Here is a 20197-nt window from a genome sequence, read left to right on the forward strand (position 1 = left end):
CAAAATCTCCAATATGGCGCTTGACAAAAGAGACTCAGGGTATAGGATTCTCTCGAAAAGCAATGAAACGGATCGTTTCGTTTTGTATGTTTATTTGATCTCAGCTTCTGCTTAGCAGGGGGTCTCTTGAGCGCTTATTACCTCTAAATAGGGAGATATGAGAAGGAAAGTCATAAATTTTTAACGCTACCTTAACGATACGGTACGTTTCGTATCATACATAATGATTGTACGAAAACAAACCTATTGTTCATAGGTTGACCGGTAGGTTCTGACGCTTGAACCTGCCGATTTATGGGCATGGGACCGCCATTTATCACTTTGCGAGCACCAATAGATAGTTTCTAAATATTTCATGCACCTGTCACGGCTTTCTGCCAGCAGGTGAAAGAACGGAATCTGGAGGAAGTACACATGAATAAAGTAGGAATTGTGAGCTATGGCGCGGGCATCCCGGTCTGCCGGCTCAAGGTGGACGACGTGATCCAGGTGTGGAAAAACACCGATTTGAGCTTGGTAAAGGGTCAACTGGGCGTTCTCGAAAGGGCTGTACTGCAGCCTGATGAAGACGTCATTACCTTGGGCGTCCTTGCCGCCCAACGCGCACTGGACAAAGCGCCGCCTTGTTCCCTTGAAGCGCTTTATCTTGGCACCTGCACCAATCCATATGACTCCCGGGCCTCGGCCGCGATCATCCTGGAAATGCTTGGCTGCGGCTATGACGCCTTTTGTGCTGACGTGCAGTTTGCCGGCAAATCAGGCACCAGCGCCCTTCAGATTGCATACGCCCTGGTAGCATCGGGCATGGTGGGCAACGCGTTGGCGGTGGGCGCCGATACGATCAACCGCAACACCGCCCCCGGTGATCTGACAGAGTCCTACGCCGGAGCGGGCGCCGCTGCCCTGCTGTTGGGTACAGAAAATGTGATCGCGCATTTTGACGCAAGTTTTTCTTGCGCGGCGGATGTCGCTGACAACATCAGGCCTCAAGGGGACCGCTATATTCGGTCGGGAATGGGACTGGGTTCGGACAAGAACAGCATCGGCCTTGAAGACCAGACTCGCCGTGCTGCCTCGGGATTGATGGCCAAGATCCATGCGCAGGCCGGTGATTTCGATTATGTCGTCTTTCAACAGAACCTGGTGTCGACCCCCTACTCTCTCGGCAAGCACCTGGGATTCACGACGGCGCAAATAGAACCTGGCATCTATGCCCAGAGCGTCGGCGATGCTGGGGCAGCGAGCCCTTTGCTGGGCTTGGTCAACGTCCTCGATCAAGCGCGTCCCGGCGAAAGAATCCTGGTGGTTTCCTATGGGTTTGGTGCAGGCAGCGATGCCATTGCCTTGACCGTCACCGATGCCATCGAAGCCTATCAAAAGACCAACGTTCCGCTGCGCACGCTGCTGGAGGATAAGTACTACGTGGATTACGGGACGTCGATCAAGTACGAGTTCAAATACTTGCGGCCCGACTATGCCCTGACGGCCTATCTCTGATTCCAATCCATCCAGCAAGGAGCACTTTTTTATGAGCGCACGACGCGTTGCTATCGTTTCGGCTGCCTATACCCCTAAGCCCGGCAGTTCCAGAGTTCGTCAGACTTTCAAGGAGATGATCGTCGAGTCCGCCTACCAGGCGCTCAACGCCATCAAGATGCACCCCCGTGAACTCCAGGCAGTTGCCTATGGCTACCACGGTGAAGGCATTTCTGAATACGGAGGCCTGGGCCCGACCATTTCCGATGCCCTGGGTATCAGCCCTGCCCCCACGTTCATGAGTACTGCCAACTGCACCAGCAGTTCGGTGTCGTTCCAGATGGCTCACCAAATGGTCGCCTCAGGTGAATACGACATCGTCCTGTGCGGCGGCTTTGAAAAAATGACCGATCACATCAACTACGCCGAGTACATTGGCTCCAGCACTGAATGTGAATACGATTATTTTCTCGGCATCTCACACACAGACGCCTTCGCCCTGGCGACCGCCGAATATTTTGAAAAGTTCGGTTATGCAGGACGCGAGGCGGATGTATTGGCAACGTTTGGGCGGCAGATGCGTATCTATGCCCATAACACCCCCACGGCTACCCGCTATGGCGTGCCGATTCCGTCCCTCGAAGCACTCAAGAGTAGCGAAGCATGTGGCTCGATGTTGGCCTGGGGTGAAGCCAGCGGTTGCGCCATCCTGGTTGCCGAACACCTTGCGCACCGTTACACGACCCAGCCGGTATTTATCCGTGGCTGTGCCTACACCGGCGTATCGCACTATTTCGGCACGCGCTATCACAACCCGACGTTGCAATTTCCAGGGCTGCCAAAAGATGTAGGCATGGCGGTTTCCGCCAACTCGATGGCCTGCGCCGAAATCGCCTACAAAAAAGCCGGCATCACTGCAAAGGATATCGATGTGGCGCAAGTCTACGACTTGCTGGGCGCCGGGTTGATTCAAATGGAATCCATGGGCGCATGTGGTCCAGGCCAGGCAGGCGACTTTGTATTGGAAGGCGGCATAGCCCTTGATGGGCAACTTCCCCTGAACACTGACGGCGGCAACATCGGACGCGGCCACGCCTCCGGTTGCGATGGGATTTTGCACATTACTGAATTGTTCCGACAGCTTCGCGGCGAGTCCAACAACCAAGTCAAAGGCGCCCGTATTGGCGTCTCGCAAAACCTGGGCGGGTACGCCGCGCACAACAGCGTCATTGTGCTTTCCAACGATTAAGGAGCCGACCATGTCCCTTTACCCTGAACAGATTCACCGCATGACCACCGCCAGCATGTTGCGCGAATGGCGCGAGCATGGCGGCAAATACCGTCTCGAAGGCAGCCGCTGCCAGGATTGCGAAGAAATTTTCTTCCCTCGGCGCACCGTCTGCGGCGCGTGCAATTCGTTGAATGTGGAACCGTATCGCTGCTCACGCACCGGCACGATCCAAGTCAGCGCCCATGCCGAGAATCCGATACTGGCGGCCATGGGCTATGGCGAAACCGTGCCCCGCTTCATGGCGATGGTGCGCCTGGACGATGGCCTGGTGATTGCCTCGGAAATCGTTGATGTCACCGATCCCCGGCAAGTCGTCAGCGGTGCGCCTGTGCGCATGGTTATTCGCAAACATGTCCGGGAAAGCAACTTGGCCTGGCAATATGCCTATAAGTTTGTACTGGTGAAATAACAAACCAGGCGCCCGCTACACCCCGCTCTTTCGATAACAACAGTCAAGTTTTTTGGCTCTCCAGCCCGCTGCTTTGATTCTGTCTTTCAGAGTCCTGCTTTGCAGTCATTGCCTTAAATGTGCTTCTAACTTTATTGGCTTCTCGCCGAGGACTTGTCATGTCTACTCTTTGTAAACCCAGTCTGTTGTTTCCGCAATACAAGATCACCCAGCAACAAATGATCGAGCATCTAGAGCAGTTGCATGATGATCATCCACGAATGGCACTTGCCAAACGAATGATTCAAAACACGCAGGTGAACGAACGGCACTTGGTCCTGCCTATCGATGAACTGGCGGTGCACACCGGCTTCACCCACCGCAGTATCGTTTATGAGCGCGAAGCCCGCCGCATGTCGTCCATCGCGGCGCGCCAAGCCATCGAGAATGCCGGGCTGACCATCGATGACATTCGCATGGTCGCGGTGACATCGTGCACCGGTTTCATGATGCCCTCGCTGACAGCCCACTTGATCAATGACCTGGGCCTGCGAACGTCGACCGTACAACTGCCCATCGCTCAACTGGGCTGCGTGGCAGGCGCCGCGGCGATCAATCGAGCCAATGACTTCGCCAGCCGGGCGCCGGACAACCATGTCCTCATCGTCTCCCTGGAGTTCTCATCGCTCTGCTATCAACCCCAGGACACCAAGTTGCACGCGTTCATATCAGCCGCGTTATTCGGCGATGCCGTATCGGCCTGCGTCATGCGCGCCGATGACCAGGCGCCTGGTTTCAAGATCGCCAATACCGGGTCTTACTTCCTGCCTGATAGCGAGCACTACATTAAATACGACGTTAAAGACAGCGGCTTTCATTTCACCTTGGACAAGGCTGTCATGAACTCCATTAAAGATGTCGCACCGATGATGGAGGAATTGAACTACGAGACCTTCAATCAACATTGCGCTCAAAATGACTTTTTCATCTTCCATACCGGCGGACGGAAAATTCTTGATGAACTGGTCCTGCAACTGGACTTGGAACCCGGTCGGGTCGCGCAGTCTCGCGACAGTTTGAGCGAAGCCGGGAACATCGCCAGCGTGGTGGTCTTCGATGTGCTCAAGCGCCAGTTCGACAGCGGGCTTGTCGATGGCGCGACGGGCATGCTGGCGGCCTTCGGCCCCGGCTTCACCGCTGAAATGGCCGTGGGCAAGTGGGTCGCCTGACAGACCCGATAAAACACCGGCACCCAGCCAGGGGCACACCTGTCCCTGGCTGCCGGAGTATGGATCGCAGGCGTTCACCTCGTTCGAGAGGGCTTCGAAAGCACTAGGGAAAGAAGGGGAAGGAACATGGAGATGAAGTATCTGGTCGCTCGACCTTGGGGCGGCTATGAAAGACGCATGATCACGCTTCTGTCGCTGAGCTTCGGGCTGGTAGGACTGGACAGGTTCATTATCATGCCGCTGTTCCCGGTGATCATGCGTGACTTGGCCCTGGACTATCAGGACTTGAGCATGTTGTCGGCCATCCTGGCATTTGCATGGGGAGGCTCCGCCCTGTTCATGGGCGCCGCCATCAGGGTACTGGGCCCCAAGAAGTTGCTGGTGCTGTCGATCACCCTGCTATCGCTTCTGGCCGGCGCGTCTGCATTGATCACCAGCCTGGTGGGCCTGGTGCTCTTGCGCGCCTTGATGGGCGTCTGTGAAGGTGCCTTCACTCCAGTCAGTATCATCGTCACCGACGAAGTTTCGCAGCCTTGCCGGCGCGGACTCAATCTAGGCATTCAACAGGCCTTGTTCCCCATCATTGGCCTGTGCCTCGGACCGCTGCTGGCGGGTGTCTTGCTGGAAATGTTCGGATCCTGGCGCGCCGTATTCGCCATCATTTCGTTACCCGGCCTGTTAGTGGCCTGGTACCTCTATAGAACCTACCAACCGACTCAGGCGCCCAGCGCGGTGTCGATTGCACACACCTCCAAAAGTCAGTGGAGGACGGCCCTGTCCAGCGGGAATGTACGGCTCAATATTGCCTTGATGCTTTGCATTCTGACGTGCCAGTTCGTTCTGTGCGCCCTGCTCCCCAGCTACCTGACAGACATCCTGCACCTGAGCAATTTCTCCATGGCCATGATCATTTCTGCAATTGGCCTGGGTGGTTTTTTTGGCCAACTGGTCATTCCCGGCTTGTCCGACCAACTGGGTCGCAAGCCAGTGGTTTCCATCTGCTTCATGATCAGCGCGCTGCTGGTGGGTTTATTGATCATCAGCCCACCGCTGCCCTGGCTACTGTTCCTTCAATTATTTTTCTTGTCCTTCATCAACTTCAGCCTGATCTGCATGACGGTCGGTCCACTGACCAGCGAATCAGTGCCGCCCAGTCTATTGGCCACCGCGACGGGCCTGGTGGTGGGCTGCGGAGAGATTCTTGGAGGCGGCGTCGCGCCTGTCGTCGCTGGCTACATCGCCATGACGTGGGGGCTTACCGCGATTCTGTTCCTGGCACTGGCCGGAAGTATCACGGGGGGCTTGCTGTCCTTACGGCTCAAAGAGACAAACCCGGCTTTCAACGGACTCAAGGACTACGTCCCTCAGTCCGCACGCTTGACCCTGGAGGATAAGTGATGACCCATTATGTAATGTTGCTGGACTCTCCAGTGCCGCGAGGAGGTCTTGGCGTATTTGACTTCAAGTCCGGGCAAAGCCGGGAGGTGCGCCCACCCCAGGGAAATCTTTATGAAGCCCTGGCCCATTGCGCGGATCGGAATATGGATTGGGAGTCCTATCTCAAGGACCTGCCGTCCACACCCTACCCGCTTACGCCTGCGGCGGTGAAATACCGACCGCCGCTCAAGCCCGATAACAACTTATTGGTCCAGATCAGCGAAATCACCCTCTGTACCGCCAAGACAGAACAAGCCTGGTATTACAAAGGTAACGGCCGACTGCTCAAGACCGACGGCGACCCTTTGCAGGTGCCTTATCATTCACAAAGCATCAGTAGCGAGCCGTGCATTGTCTGCCTCTATTGGGTCGACCCGTTTGGCGCGCTGCGCTTCATTGGTTTTACCCTGGGCAACGATATTCACGATCATGTATTGCACAGTCGTGACACCATTTCTTCAACGCATGCGCACTTGCGTACCTGTGCGATTGCCCCGGCATTGATCGTGGGGGAATTGCAGGCTGACTTGGCCATCAATGTCCAGATAGAACGCGACGGCCAACCCTTGACGGCAAGTCACCACCGGATGAGTTTGCATCGCTGGCAGAGTTTGCGCCGATACTCGGAAGAGTTCCTGGAGAAACATGAGCAGTTTCTCGAGCCTGGGCTGGTTCATTACGTGTTTCACAGCTTGAGCCATCGCACCGCGAATGTGCCGCTCCAACACGGTGACTGGCTCAGCATTGACTGCCCCGAGCTGGAATTGGCCATGAGCAATCAAATCGTCGAAGAGGAATTGGTTTCGCTGGTGCCCTTGCCTGCGCGACGCGCACCTGACCATGGCTGTATTGACCGGCCCCTGCCCGTACCGAAAAAGTTCTGATCCCGAAACGTATGGAACAAATCCGGGCCTTTTCGTTAAAGGCCCGGGCTACGTTGGCTGAAGCATCATCACGACGACACTGTTCTACCACACCGTCACAAATACCGCGGCAACCTAAGCCACCTTGAAACGACTGACCAACTGTTGCTGGTACTCGGCCAGGCGCGCGAGTTCCTGGCTGGTGATTGCCGTCTGCTCGGCACCGGCGCTCACCTGGATTACCAGATCATTGATCTCGTTCACATTGCGATTGATGTCCTCGGACACCGCGCTCTGCTCTTCAGCAGCGGAGGCGATCTGAATGTTGCGGTCGCTGATCGTCGCCACGCCTTCGGCGATCTCCACCAACAACTCGCCCGCTCGCTCGACTTTGCTCGCGCCATCCTGGGCCTTGCCCAAGGTCTGCTGCATGGACAGGGCCGCACGATCGGAGCCGGCCTGCAGGTTGCTGATCATCTGTTGAATGTTGCCCGTGGACTCTTGGGTCTTTTGCGCCAGGGTGCGCACCTCGGACGCGACCACTGCAAACCCGCGACCATGGTCACCAGCTCGCGCCGCTTCGATGGCCGCATTGAGCGCAAGCAGATTGGTCTGTTCGGCAATGCCGCGAATCACGTCGAGCACCGAGGAAATGGCGTCGCTTTCCAGCTTGAGATCACCAATGATCCCCGCGGTCTCTTCGGCTTGCGCGGACAATTGGCGAATCAAGCCGATGGTACTTTCGATCTCCACCCGACCTTGAGCCGTACTGATATTGACCTGTTGCGACATGTGCGCAGCGTCGTTGGTACTTTGCGCCACCTCGCGCACCGTGGCGCTCATCTGATTGATCGCGGTGGCCACCAGCTCAGTGCCTTGGCGCTGCTGCTCGACACTCTCACTGGTCTGGACCGTCACCGTGGAAGACTCTTGCGCCGCGGTTGCCACTTGCGCCGTGGCATTGCCGATTTCCTGCACGACCCCGCTGATCTCTTGCGCCATGCGGTTGAGGTTTCGCGAGATCTGGCCGAACTCATCCCGGCCGTCATAGGTGGCCCTGGCAGTGAGATCACGCTGGGCCAAGTCATTCAGGACGCGGTTCACATCGCGCACCGCCGAATCGATCATGCGGATGATCACATACGACAGCACCGTCACCGCAAGCAATGCCACGACGACCGCGCCAATGGTCAGCCACAATGCACGGTTTGCTTCATCGCGCTCATGTGTCGCCAGGCGACTGACGCTTTCACCCAGGGCTTGTTCCACCTGGCTCATCATGTCGATGCGTTGAGTGGAGAGTTCAAACCAGGCCTCGGGCTTGATGCCCAGCGGCTGCCCCAATGGCACCTCGAATGCCAGGCGTTGCAACTTGTCGACTGCAACCGCAGCGGGTTTCAGCATTTGATCAGTCAGTTGTTGAAGTAATCCTGGCTGGGCCTTGCGACGGAACCCGTCGGAATAAGCGGAGAACTCGCCGAGATTGCGGCTAAAGCGTGACAATAACGTCTCATCGAAATGGTCCTGGCTGAACACCAGACCGAGTACCACCCGTTCACGTCCGGCCCGCTCTTTCATCTCGATAAACTGATTAAGGGCACCGAGCGCATGGACAATGGTGGCGTTGTTGATCGTTGCTTCCAGAGAGTGGGTGTAACCCATGAGCGTTTGAATGATCTCGGTATAACGAACACCCGACTCGGTGCTGCTAATACTCAACTTATCAACTTGCCCGCGAATGGTGGGCAACGCGTCCAATGCCCGCAGGACATTGTCCAATTGCGTGCTTCCCGACGCAGACAACCGGCGCACCACCTCGACCGAGGTATTGGCATCCTGGCGCGCCTGGGACATCCGTTCACCCATGGACTTGCCGCCACTGCCCAGGAAGACCCCACTGGCTCCGCGCTCGCGCTGCAATACGGTAATCAGTTGACTCAACTTCTGCGCCGTGGCGCTGGCAGTCACCGTGGTGTTCATATCGCGTAGTGTCTTGTAGTTATCCACTACAAAGACCCCGGCCAAGGTGAGAAACCCCAATAAGGGAAGTAGCAGTATCAATAAAAGTTTCAGACGCAGCGGTGCATTCCTGAGCATTTCCGTTCAAGCCTCATATCATACTGAATTAGTGATGCGTGAACTTATTGTAAAACCGCTGTTATACACGCTGATCCTGAACGATCTTAACGCAATACCAAATGGCCATCACGCCTGATATTGCACTGCTTGGCACTTATATCCGCCCGGGGGGCTGGAATTTGTATTTGCCTTGATCAAGATCAAGCATTCGACAAATAACGGTAAGTATTCGGTAAGAGAAAGTTCTCGACGATGGGCGTGCATTCATCCTGTCCTGTTGGAGAACTCAATGCCTTTGCGCTTAGCCGTTTCGACAATCCCGAGTGTGTTCCTGCTCGCCGTGGCCATTTCAGCAATGGCCGCACAGGCGGCCGAGTCTGATAACGCCGAACCGTCTTCGTCCTGGGGACTGGGGGTCGGCGCATTAAGCAGCCAGCAGCCCTATACCGGCATCGATCGTGACAACAAGGCGATACCGCTGATCTACTTCGAGAACGAATACCTATGGGTGTTCGGCCCAAACGCCGAGGTCAAGCTGTCACAACTCGAGATCGGCGACACCCAGCAAATCGATTTCAGCCTCATGGGCCAGTACGACTTCAGTGGCTACGACGCTGACGACGCGCGGGTCTTCGATGGCATGAGCGACCGCAAAAGCAGCTTCTGGGCGGGGGCCAAAGTGGAGTGGCACACCGGTCTGGTGGACGTGCGCGCCGAGTGGCTGTCGGAGGTGTCGGGCAACAGCAAGGGGCAGCGCTTCAACGTGGGCCTGGAGCGGACCTGGCGGGTCGGCGAACACATCACGCTCACACCCCAAGTCACGGCGATGTGGCAGGACAAAAAATACGTCGATTATTATTTTGGCGTGCGCGACAGTGAGGCCCGCATCGATCGTGCGGCCTATGATGGCAAGTCTGCCCTCAATACCGAATTTGGCGTCCGGGGAAACTACATGTTCGATAAACACCACGCCCTGTTCCTCGATATCAAAGCGACGAGCCTCGCCAGTGAGATCAAGGACAGCCCGCTGGTAGACAGCTCTACCGAAAACAGCGCGCTGTTCGGCTACCTGTACCGCTTCTGATGAGCCGAATTCTGCTGGTCGAGGACCACGAACGATTGGCGCACCTGGTCTGCACGGGCCTGGCGAATGCGGGGATCGCCGTCGATGTGATCAACCGCATGGATGGCGCGTGGTCGGCCATCCAGCGTGTGCCCTACCAGGCGCTGATCCTCGATCGCGGGTTGCCGGACGGCGACGGGCTCGTCCTGTTGAAGCGTCTGCGCAGCGCCGGGCTAGGCATCCCGTGCCTGGTGCTCACGGCGCGGGATGCCCTGCATGATCGGGTACAGGGGCTCGATGCCGGCGCGGATGACTATCTGCCCAAGCCCTTTGCCATGGATGAAATGGTCGCGCGCGTGCGAGCGTTGCTGCGCCGCCCCGTGGACTGTCGCCCACTGGCGCCCAGCCATGGCGACCTGAGCCTGCAACCCGACACCGGCAGCATGTGGTGTGCCAATGAAAGCATTGCCCTGGCGCCAGCGGAAATGCAGATCATGTTGCTGCTGTTGCGCAAACCTGGGGAGATCGTCCGCCGTCAGACGATAGAGGCAGCAGGCTGGGGCTTGAGCGAGGCGGTCACGCCGAACGCCCTGGACGTGGCCCTTCACCGTATCCGCCGCAAGCTGCTTGCCATCGGTTCCCGCCAACGCATTGTCAACTTGCGAGGTCTTGGTTATGCGCTGCGCCAGGTCGACGTGGCTGAGTAGCCTCAGATTCAAAGTGTTGCTGGCCTATATTGCTGGCGTGGCGCTGAGCATCCTGCTGATCGTATTGACGGCGCTGGCCCTGGTCACCTCCCAGAGCGACATCCTGCTGGTCATGAACATGGCCGAACGCACCCAGGAGCTGGCGGAGAAACTCCAGTTCGATCCTGCCGGCCGCCCGGTCGGATTCGATCGCAGCGAGGCCGATCGAATCTGGACCTATGAAAGCATGCCGCAAGACATCGGATACCGCGTGCTGGACGCCTCGGCAAACGTGGTCCTGACGTCCACCGAAGCAACCTTCTGGCCTGCAAGCACCGCGGTGCGTCCTTCAGAGCACGAACCGTTCAAGTTCGAGCGCCAGGGCATCCTGATGTATGGCGCCACCGCGCCGGTCGAACACGACGGCAAGACCTGGTTCCTGCAACTTGCCGTCAGCGAACGGCTGATGGACCTCTTCCATGGTGCATTCGCGTTGCCATTCATGGGCGCCGGTATCGTCCTGTTCAGCCTGGTGCTGCTCTTCGTCTTTGCCGCCTGTGCCTATATCACCCTGGGCTATACGCTCAGACCCTTGCGCGAGGTGTCCGAGTCGGCCGCGGCCATTTCGCCTCGTTCCCTGCATTCACGCTTGCAGGTCACCAGCGTACCGTCCGAAGTCGTGCCGCTGGTGGACAGTTTCAATCGGGTCCTCCAGCGCCTGGAACATGGCTACCGGACCCAACAGGAGTTTCTAGCAACCGCGGCCCACGAGCTCAAGACACCGCTGGCGCTGATACGCGCGCAAATCGAATTGATGGAGGACAGCCACGATCGCAACGCGCTGCTCAACGATGTCGCTCACATGACCCGTCAAGTCCAGCAACTGCTGCTCCTGACCGAAGCCAGTGAGGCCCGGAACTACCTGTTTGCCGAGGTCGAACTGGCCGATGTCGCGAGGGAAGCCAGCAACTATTTGCAGCGCATGGCCGAAGCCGCCGAGGTACGCCTGGTGCTGGCGCAGAACGCTGCCTCTGCTGACCCATGGCAGGCGGATCGCAGCGCCCTCTTCACCTTGTTGAAGAACCTGCTGGAAAACGCCATCCAACACGCCCCTCGGGGCACAGAGATTCGAGTGGACATCGGCGCGGATCACCTGAGCGTACGAGACTGGGGCCCCGGGGTGGAGCGGGAGCAACTGCCACACCTGTTCATTCGCTTCTGGCGCGGAGCCCATCGCCGCGACCATGGCGCCGGCCTGGGCTTGACGATCTGCCAGGAAATCGCCCAGGCCCACGGCTGGACGCTCTCGGCCAGGAGAGCCGAGCCTGGTTTGTTGCTACAGCTCTCGCGGCGGGAACATTGATCTACCAGCCGAGCTGCTTGTTGAAACCCAGGGCGTCATAGTAGTCGTGCTGCGTGATAATCTTGCCCTCCTTGAGCCGGATGAAACTCACCCCCTTGAAGCTGAGGGGGCGCTGGGTGGCCGGCGTCTCGGTGCTCCAAGGCCCGGTATTGTGTCCCTTGAATTCCCATTCGAAGGCAATGCTTTCACCGTTGACGATCGGCTCGCCCAGCATCGTCCATTGCAGATCCGGCACTGCGTGCATGAACACTTCGATCACCTGGGTCTTGGCATTTTCCCGGCCGACCTGCGGTGTCCCCACCGAGGCGTCGAGGAACTCGCCGTCCTCGGTGAAGTACTTCGCCGCAGCCTCCGCATCGCGAGCGTTCCAAGCTTTCATATAGTCATGGATCACACCCAGGGTATCGTTTTGACTGGCTGCCAGAACCCCATGGCTGGCCAGAATCAGGAGCAACCCAAACAGCATCGAATGGATTCGAGACGTCATAGCGTTCACCCTTTTCTCATCAGAGGATTTGCCTGCCGCGCCCGGCGGCAGGCCGTCATGTCGCTTAGGTTTTTTTCCAGGCATCGGAAGCCGGGGCGGTACCTTTCTCGTAGGGGCGAAACAGGACCATGTAGACGAGGCCGACGAAGATCACGATGGCGCCAACCAACACGATGCCGTAGTTCACATACCACGGCGCGTCTGGCATACGCGGCCAGGACATATTGACGATGGCGAACAAGCCATAGCAGAGCGCAGCGATGTTCACCGGCCAGCCCCAACGTCCCAAGGTGAACTGGCCATTGGGTGTCCAGCCCCGGAGACGGGCGTACATCACACCCCCGACGATCATCTGGAATGCCAGGTAGATACCGATGGCGGCAAAACTCACCACCAGCGCGATGGCGTTCTGAAGATAGAAACCGACACACACGATGATCGCCGGCAGCACCCCGCAGACCATCAGGGCGGCGGTCGGCACATGGGTGGCCGGGGAGATTTTCTTCAGCACGCCACTGCCCATGAGCATCTCGTCTCGGGCGTAGGCATACAACAAGCGGCTGGCGGATGCCTGCAAGCTCAGCACACAGGAAACGAACGAAACCGTGATCACCGCCATGACCACCCGCGACATGACCGGACCGAACGCCGCGCCGAATATCGTGGCCATGGGGTCCTTGTCCTGGCCGGAAACAACGGCGGCAATATCAGGCACGGCCAGGATCAAGGCTAGGGCGGCAAAGATCGACGCGGCACCGCCGATCCAGATCGTCATTCGCATGGCCTTGGGGACTTGGCGGCTGGGATTGGGCGTTTCCTCGGCCACATCGCCGCACGCTTCAAAACCGTAGTAAAGGAACATCCCGGCCAGTGATGCGGCCAGGAAGGCCGGCCAGTACTCCCCATCGATGGAGATATCGAACGTGTCGAACAACACGCTCAAGGACTGGTGACGCTCAAAAATCAGCAAATAGCCGCCGATCAACAACGCCCCGACCAGCTCACACAGAAAGCCGAACATAGCCACCCGCGCCAGCAGCTTGGTGCCGCTCAGGTTCAAGACCGTCGCAGTAGCGGTCAGGACCAGCGCGACCAAGGTATTGGTGACCGGCGACGGCTCGAAACCCAGCAGGTTGGCAATGTAGGGACCGGCGCCCAGGGCTACGGCAGCAATGGTCACGCACAGGGAGATGGCGTAGATCCAGCCGACCATCCAGGCCCATTTTTTCCCCACCAGGCGACGGGCCCACGGATAGACACCGCCGGAGATGGGATATTGGGACACCACTTCGCAAAAAATCAGGCACACCAGCATTTGCCCGAACCCCACCAGCAGGTAGGACCAGAACATGGGCGGCCCGCCCGTTGCCAGGCACAGGCCGAACAATGTGTAGACGCCGACTACCGGCGATAGGTAGGTGAACCCGAGGGCAAAGTTCTGCCACAGGCTCATGCTACGTTCGAAACTCGAGGTGTACCCGAGGGCACGGAGTTGCTCCGCGTCCTGGTCCACGGCTGCCGTGGAGCTTATTGAGCTGTTCATTGCGCCATCCTTCAAAAAGGAATTCGTTGAGTAAGCGTCAAGCAGGCAGAACCATTCCACCCGTAACGTGGTTCACCAGAAATGCCTCAGAGCTGTATCCAGGTGGCCTTGATCTCGGTGTATTTATCGAAGGCATGCAGGGATTTGTCGCGGCCATTACCGGACTGCTTGTAGCCACCGAACGGCGCCATCATGTCACCGCCGTCATACAGGTTGACCCAGACACTTCCGGCGCGAAGTGCGCGGGCCATGGTGTGGGCGCGCGACAGGTTGGCCGTCCAGACGGCTGCAGCCAGCCCGTAAGGCGTGTCGTTGGCGATGCGCACCGCATCCTCGGCTTCGTCGAATTCGATCACCGACAGCACCGGGCCGAAAATCTCTTCCCGGGCAATTGTCATCGAGTTGCTGACATTGTCGAACAGTGTCGGCTCCACGTAGCTGCCGCCGGTTTGCTCCAATGCCACGCGCCCTCCCAGCAACAACTGGGCGCCTTGATCCTGTCCTTGCCGAATGTGTTGCAACACCCCTTCCAGGTGGCGCGCGTCCACCAGCGCACCGACATTGGTGTCGGGATCCAGCGGATGGCCTGGCTTCCAGCCTTTTAAAGCCTCGACCACCATCGGCACGAAGTGCGCCTTGATGGAAGCCTGGACGAGCAAACGTGAACCGGCGGTGCACACCTCGCCCTGGTTGAAAGCAATGGCGGCCGCTGCCGCTTCGGCGGCTGCCTGTAGATCTGGGGCATCTGCGAAGACAATGTTCGGACTCTTCCCCCCGCCTCCAGCCAAACCCGCTTCATGTTCGACTCGCCCGCATACACGAGAAGTTGCTTGGCCACTCGGGTGGAACCGGTAAACGCCAGCGCATCAACGTCACCGTGCAAGGCCAGGGCCTTGCCCACCGTGTGTCCATGGCCTGGCAGCACATTGAGCACACCGACCGGCAACCCTGCTTCCAGGGCAAGCTGTGCGATACGAATAGCCGTCAGCGGCGAACGCTCTGAAGGCTTGAGAATCACCGAGTTGCCGGTCGCCAATGCCGGCCCCAATTTCCACGAAGCCATCATCAACGGGAAATTCCACGGCACGATGGCAGCGACCACCCCGACCGGCTCCCGCGTCACCAGCCCGAGCTGATCTACCGCCGTCGCGGCCACCTCATCGTAGATCTTGTCGATGGCCTCCCCGCACCAGCGAATGCTATCGATGGCGCCGGGCAGGTCGACCGCCAGCGAGTCGGCGATCGGTTTGCCCATGTCCAGCGTTTCCAGCAGTGCCAGCTCTTCGGCGTGAGACTGCAAGAGGTCGGAAAAACGCAGCATGACCGCCTTGCGCACTGCCGGTGCCTGACGCGACCAAACGCCGGAGTCGAATGCCGCCCGGGCGCTGGTCACGGCCAGCTCGGCGTCCGCGGCATCGCAACTTGCAACCAGGCCCAACAATCGCCCGTCCACAGGACTCACGCATTCAAAGGTAGCGCCTGAACTGGCAGGCCTGTATCGCCCGTCGATAAAGGCACGGCCCTCGATGTCCAGCGCCTTGGCTCTGGCTTCCCACTCTGCTCGGGTCAAGTGACTCATGATTGAAGTGCTCCTGGGTTCGGATGAATGCGATCTCGGCTCGCTTAAACATATGGAACCATATCTTTTAGCCCATGAGAACCCCAGGGAAACCAAATTCAGCCAGGTTTTTTTGACTTAAACGCCTTTCCACCCCTAGAATTCCGCGCCAATGGCCCCTGAAAATGCCTTTGAACTATGAAATAGAATTTTTTGAGTCCAGGCGTCGACGACGCCGCCAATGAATGAAACGACCATGAGCCCTACATCAAGTCTCATACGCCTCAGTCAGGAAGGGAAAACGGAATCCGTCACCCGCCGCCTGGTTGAAATGATTGACCTGGGGTTGCTGGTCGAAGGTGAACAGCTCCCCAGCGAAAGTACCCTGGCCACCCAACTCGGTGTCGCCACGGTCACCCTGCGCGATGCGTTGGCTGCCTTGCGAGAGCGCGGGGTCATCGAAACCCGGCGTGGACGCAACGGCGGCAGCTTTATCTGCGCCGCCCCACAAACCACCGATCAGGCGTTGTTCGATCAATTGCGTGAAATGAGCACGCTTGAATTGCGTGACCTGGCCGACGAGCACGCAGCCATTTCAGGCGCCGCCGCCCGCTTGGCAGCCCAACGCGCCGGCCCTGAGCAACATGCGCGGCTGGGTGGCTACATCGATGCGCTGGCCAAGGCACAAGAACGTCTGGAGCGCCGACGTGCCGACGCCAGGTTCCACATCGAAATTGCCGTGGCGTCGCAGTCGGTACGGCTGACCCACAGCGAGGCCCGCTTGCAGGCGGAACTGGGGGAGTTGTTATGGTTGCCATTTGATGAGCAACCGGATCCCCAAGTGATCGAGCGGGAACACCGGGCGATTCTGGAGGCCATCATTGCGAACGATGCCAATCTAGCGGGGGCACTGGCCGAAGCCCATGTTGCTCGCGGCGTCCGGCGTTTGACCGCCATACGCTTGCAGCAGATGGCGCAAGATGCCTGATGACTGGAACAGAACTTGCTCAACAACTGACTCCAAACACCGCCCGACAGCCTGTCCGTGTCGCCAGCAAACACCGCACTGTCCCTTCCGAGGCATGAGTTAGAGCCATGGATAACGAAATTTCAGCAAATGGGTTATCCCAATGCGCAACGTTGATCAACGCTTCCATTGGTAACGTCTTCAAGGGTCTCAACGACCTGGGCGCCCAGGTATCGAGCATTTGGGAACGGCAACGGTGCAAGACCAGGCGCCCCAATCAACGCGACCTCAAGCCATTGTTGGGTGGCGTCCGGCAGATCCTTGACTCCGAGAGTCTCAAGTTTCATGGCGCTGGCGTGGTTTTCGCCCCTGGTGAGCTGGAAGATTGCGAGATGCACCTGCAGTGGTGGTGCCGGACCCAGAACGAACAAGTCCAGCCTTTGCAGCTGAATCTCGATAGCCGCAGCGATCGTTTCTACGATTACCTGCACATGCCTTGGTACACCCGTCCGCAGCAGACTCGCCAGCCCTCCATAGACGGGCCTTTTGTCGACTTGTATGGCACCGAGCAGTACATCGTTGCCTTCTCCGTGCCGATTTTTTTCGATGATCGCTTCATTGGCGTTGCCGCCGCCGACATCTCCCTGCACTCGTTGGAACCCTTGCTCGTGCGCAGCCTGATGAGAGTCAGCAATGAAGCGCTGTTGCTCAATGCCGAAGGTCGAGTATTGGCAGCTAATACGGCGAGCTGGTTGGCCGGTGATTTGATACGAGGCGTGCTGAACCAGGACATGGACCAAGGGCGCGTTTTGAGCCTCATCGACACCTCGTCCTATTGGAGCGTCGTGGAACGGCCGGTACCCAGGCTCTGATTGCCGGTCGCCATCGCGAGCAAGCTCGCTCACGCATAGGTGATACGCAGGCTCAGGCGACCCCGCCGTCAGCGACCGTAAGCGTGTCGGCCTGTGGAACGCGGCTTGGCCGGAACGTTTCGGGCATCGCCAGCAACAGACCAAATGCCAACGCAGCAATCGCCGCCAGGGTCAGGAACGCCGCGCTGTAGCCAGCCCCCTGCACCACAAAGCCGGCCAGGCTGTTACTCAACGCCGCGCCGAACCCGAACACCGTCGACAGCACCCCGAGGCTGACGTTGAAACGCCCGGTGCCCTGGGTCAGGTCCTTGACCACCAGTGGAAACAGCGCGCCAAACAGCCCGGCACCGATCCCATCGAGCAACTGCACCGCCACCAACCAATAGGGGTCATCCGAGAGCACGTACAACACCCCTCGAATGGGCAGGATCAGGAAGCCGGCCAGCAACAACGGCTTGCGTCCCCAGGCATCGGCCTTGACGCCGACCAGCTACGCCATGGGCACCATGACCAGTTGCGCCGCGACGATACAAGCCGACGTCAGCGGCGTGGCCAGGTGGGCATTGGCCTGGGCGAGCTTCTGGCTGACCAGCGGGAGCATCGCCGCGTTCGCCAGGTGAAACAGCCCGCAGCAAATGGCGAACAACAGCAGCGTGCGGTTATCCAGCAACACGCGCAGCGCCGAGGGCGTCGGGCCCTGCACCGACTGACCGGCCTCCAGGCCCCGGGCCACGTCATGGTCGATGGCCTCGGCGGACACGCAACTGACCGCCACGATGCTGGCCAATGCCATCGCGGCCATCAGGTAGAACACCGCAATGGGACCGAACAGCCAGGCGAACCCACCCGCCAGCAGCGCTGCGCAGGCATTGCCCGCGTGGTTGAATGTCTCGTTGCGCCCAGTACGCCGCGTAAAGGCCCGGGCGCCGGTAATGCCCAGGGAGATGGCCGCAATGGCCGGCGCGAAGACCGACGCCGCCACGGCGCCGAGCGCCTGGGTCAGCGCCACCAGGCCGAAGGAAGACGTGAACGGTAGCACCAGGCAACCCAGCGTCACCATCAAGGCAGCCACGGCCACCACGGCACGTTTGCTGCGCACCCGGTCGATCAGCGCTCCGGCGGGCGCCTGGGCGACGAGCCCGGCCATAGCGGCCACCGTCATCACCACGCCAATGCTGGCAGGGTCCCAGCGATGCACCGCCAGCAGGTAGATCGCCAGGTAAGGACCCAGCCCATCGCGTACATCCGCGAGGAAAAAATTCAGGCCATCCAGGGAAAGCTTGTTACGTCGGTCTCGGTTGCGATCCATAGCGGCCTCGACGGGCATTGCCCCAAAGAAAATTGCCGCCATGATGTCGCAAAGAATCGAACCGGGCCACCGTGATGAGCGCGGGCCCCTTTCCCTGTGGGAGCGAGCTTGCTCGCGATGGCGGACCATCAGCCAACGATGATGCTGGATCTGACACCGTCATCGCGAGCAAGCTCGCTCCCACATGGGTTGTTGGGTTGGATGCATGCCCTGGGGGCACGCTACGCCAAGGCACCGGCCGTCGCGCACGGCGTCCTACCAAAGCGCGATGTCATAGGTGAAATAGATCCGGTTGCTGTCACGGCCACGGGAAAAGTCCGAGCGATAGACGTAGTTGCGCAACTTCACCCCCAGCCCCTTGAACGTACCCTGCTGCACCACGTAGGCGATCTCTGCGTCACGCTCCCACTCTTTGACGGTGGTATTGGACTTGCCGTCGTTGCCGCTCAGGTAGCGGGTGGAAAATGTCAGGCCGGGCACACCGAGGCGAGCGAAGTCGTAGCCATAACCGAGCATCCAGGTCTTCTCGTCTTCCTCGATGAACTTGCCGATCCCGACGTTGCTGAAGGAGTACACCGTGGCGCCGCTGACATAAGGCAGGCCCGCCTCGCCGCTGAGGGTTTGATAGCCGGCGCTCAGTGTATGGCCGACAACGGCGTAGGACAGCGATCCGCTGAGCATGTCGTTGTCGATCTTGCCACCGTAGGCCGAACCCGAATCGACGCTGTTGAAGTAGCGCAGGTCGCTGGTCAATACCCCAGCGCCCAAGGGCAGATCATGCTGGATGCCGGCAAAATTCTGTCGATAGAAATTCTCCAGCTCGCCATAGAAGTAGCTCAGGCGGATGTTTTTGCCCAACTTGTAGTCGGCACCGGCATAGCTGAAGTCACCGGACTTATCGCCGCCGTAGCCATCGGGCACGATGGGCATGCTGTCGCTCGAATCGCGCAGCTTGAAACGCTCCAGATACCCGCCGGTGATGGTGAGGTTGTCGATGTCAGTGCTGCTGATCTGGGTGCCCTGGTAAGTCTGGGGCAACAGCCGCGCATCGTTGTAGACCAGCACCGGAGTCTTGGGCAGCAACGTGCCGTATTTGAGCGTGGTCTTGGCCACCCTGGCCTTGGCGGTCATCCCTGCGCTGGCAAACTCGTCGGCGGCGCGACCGTCGTCATGCACCGGTAGCAGGCCGGTGCCGCTGCGACCACGCCCGGAGTCGAGCTTGACCCCGAGCAGGCCCAGGGCGTCGACCCCGAAGCCGATGGTGCCCGGCGTAAAGCCTGACTGGTAATCCAGCAGGAAGCCCTGGGCCCATTCGGTGCGCTCACTCTTGGCGGTCCTCGCCGCCCGTGCGCTCATCCCGTGCTCGTCGCGAAAATTTTCGTTGAAGTAGACGTTGCGCAATTGCAGCTTGAGTTTGCTGTCGTCGATGAAACCTTCGGCACTGGCCGAGGCCAGAGGCAACAGCCCAAGGATTGGAAACAAAGCCCCGCGGGTAAGCAAAGTGGTCATGTCGAGCTACTCGTTGTTGTTATTTGGCGTGCAAGCCAGCGCACACCCGCTTGCGCAGGCGTGTCAGGCAAAAAGCT

The 20197-nt window shown here is 59.0% G+C and carries 15 protein-coding genes and 2 pseudogenes; 11 read left to right on the forward strand and 6 right to left on the reverse strand.

The features are described from left to right. Nucleotides 1-414 precede the first annotated feature (414 nt). From AB4O22_RS13865 to AB4O22_RS13890, 6 genes are all read left to right on the forward strand, one after another. On the forward strand, nt 415-1497 hold the full coding sequence (locus AB4O22_RS13865) for a hydroxymethylglutaryl-CoA synthase (protein WP_003200752.1): 1083 nt from the start codon (nt 415-417) through the stop codon (nt 1495-1497). 31 nt (nt 1498-1528) lie between these two features. After that, complete coding sequence (locus AB4O22_RS13870; RefSeq protein WP_003200749.1) at nt 1529-2725, forward strand: thiolase family protein; 1197 nt, start codon at nt 1529-1531, stop codon at nt 2723-2725. A 10-nt stretch (nt 2726-2735) separates the two neighbouring features. Next, nucleotides 2736-3176 (forward strand): Zn-ribbon domain-containing OB-fold protein, encoded by a 441-nt coding sequence (locus AB4O22_RS13875; protein ID WP_003200745.1) that lies wholly within the window; start codon nt 2736-2738, stop codon nt 3174-3176. 158 nt (nt 3177-3334) lie between these two features. Further along, a complete protein-coding gene (locus AB4O22_RS13880; protein WP_003200744.1) occupies nt 3335-4384 on the forward strand; it encodes a type III polyketide synthase in 1050 nt (349 codons plus the stop codon). 132 nt (nt 4385-4516) lie between these two features. After that, nucleotides 4517-5782, forward strand: a complete 1266-nt coding sequence (locus AB4O22_RS13885) for an MFS transporter (RefSeq protein WP_223471682.1) — start codon at nt 4517-4519, stop codon at nt 5780-5782. Beyond that, nucleotides 5782-6705 (forward strand): fumarylacetoacetate hydrolase, encoded by a 924-nt coding sequence (locus AB4O22_RS13890; RefSeq protein WP_028236540.1) that lies wholly within the window; start codon nt 5782-5784, stop codon nt 6703-6705. The genes AB4O22_RS13885 and AB4O22_RS13890 overlap by 1 nt, the downstream gene beginning before the upstream one ends. Before the next feature lie 114 nt (nt 6706-6819). Here the strand turns inward: AB4O22_RS13890 and AB4O22_RS13895 are convergent, their stop codons facing one another. Beyond that, nucleotides 6820-8781, reverse strand: coding sequence for a methyl-accepting chemotaxis protein (locus AB4O22_RS13895; protein ID WP_003200736.1), 1962 nt, complete (start codon nt 8779-8781; stop codon nt 6820-6822). 172 nt (nt 8782-8953) lie between these two features. On the opposite strand from AB4O22_RS13895, the gene AB4O22_RS13900 reads away from it, so the two are divergent. From AB4O22_RS13900 to AB4O22_RS13910, 3 genes are read left to right on the forward strand one after another with little or no spacing between them, the layout of a single operon-like run. Then, nucleotides 8954-9847: a MipA/OmpV family protein gene (locus AB4O22_RS13900; RefSeq protein ID WP_223522898.1), complete on the forward strand. Its 894-nt coding sequence runs from the start codon at nt 8954-8956 to the stop codon at nt 9845-9847. Beyond that, on the forward strand, nt 9847-10533 hold the full coding sequence (locus tag AB4O22_RS13905; RefSeq protein WP_003200730.1) for a response regulator transcription factor: 687 nt from the start codon (nt 9847-9849) through the stop codon (nt 10531-10533). The genes AB4O22_RS13900 and AB4O22_RS13905 overlap by 1 nt, the downstream gene beginning before the upstream one ends. 13 nt (nt 10534-10546) lie before the next feature. Then, entirely contained in the window at nt 10547-11875 is a 1329-nt protein-coding gene (locus tag AB4O22_RS13910) for a sensor histidine kinase (RefSeq protein WP_013693029.1), read from the forward strand. A gap of 1 nt (nt 11876) precedes the next feature. On the opposite strand, the gene AB4O22_RS13915 is transcribed toward AB4O22_RS13910, so the two are convergent. The 3 genes and pseudogenes from AB4O22_RS13915 to AB4O22_RS13925 all read right to left on the reverse strand — a co-directional run bounded on the left by AB4O22_RS13915 (nt 11877) and on the right by AB4O22_RS13925 (nt 15484). After that, the gene (locus tag AB4O22_RS13915; RefSeq protein ID WP_032833219.1) at nt 11877-12362 is read right to left on the reverse strand and encodes an ester cyclase; all 486 of its coding nucleotides are present in this window, start codon (nt 12360-12362) and stop codon (nt 11877-11879) included. A 64-nt stretch (nt 12363-12426) separates the two neighbouring features. Next, nucleotides 12427-13905, reverse strand: a complete 1479-nt coding sequence (locus AB4O22_RS13920; RefSeq protein WP_038859754.1) for an APC family permease — start codon at nt 13903-13905, stop codon at nt 12427-12429. An 86-nt stretch (nt 13906-13991) separates the two neighbouring features. Further along, a pseudogene (locus tag AB4O22_RS13925) lies at nt 13992-15484 on the reverse strand (aldehyde dehydrogenase). A gap of 235 nt (nt 15485-15719) precedes the next feature. On the opposite strand from AB4O22_RS13925, the gene AB4O22_RS13930 reads away from it, so the two are divergent. Both AB4O22_RS13930 and AB4O22_RS13935 read left to right on the forward strand, forming a co-directional pair. Then, nucleotides 15720-16451, forward strand: a complete 732-nt coding sequence (locus AB4O22_RS13930; protein WP_013693026.1) for a FadR/GntR family transcriptional regulator — start codon at nt 15720-15722, stop codon at nt 16449-16451. Between the two features lie 107 nt (nt 16452-16558). Then, nucleotides 16559-17302, forward strand: a complete 744-nt coding sequence (locus tag AB4O22_RS13935; RefSeq protein ID WP_003200720.1) for a PDC sensor domain-containing protein — start codon at nt 16559-16561, stop codon at nt 17300-17302. A 52-nt stretch (nt 17303-17354) separates the two neighbouring features. Here AB4O22_RS13935 and AB4O22_RS13940 read toward each other — a convergent pair. Next, nucleotides 17355-18611 (reverse strand): annotated as a pseudogene (locus AB4O22_RS13940) (MFS transporter). Between the two features lie 255 nt (nt 18612-18866). Then, the gene (locus tag AB4O22_RS13945) at nt 18867-20120 is read right to left on the reverse strand and encodes an OprD family porin (protein ID WP_003200717.1); all 1254 of its coding nucleotides are present in this window, start codon (nt 20118-20120) and stop codon (nt 18867-18869) included. Nucleotides 20121-20197: the final 77 nt, after the last annotated feature.

It is taken from the genome of Pseudomonas sp. S3_B11 (assembly GCF_054667715.1).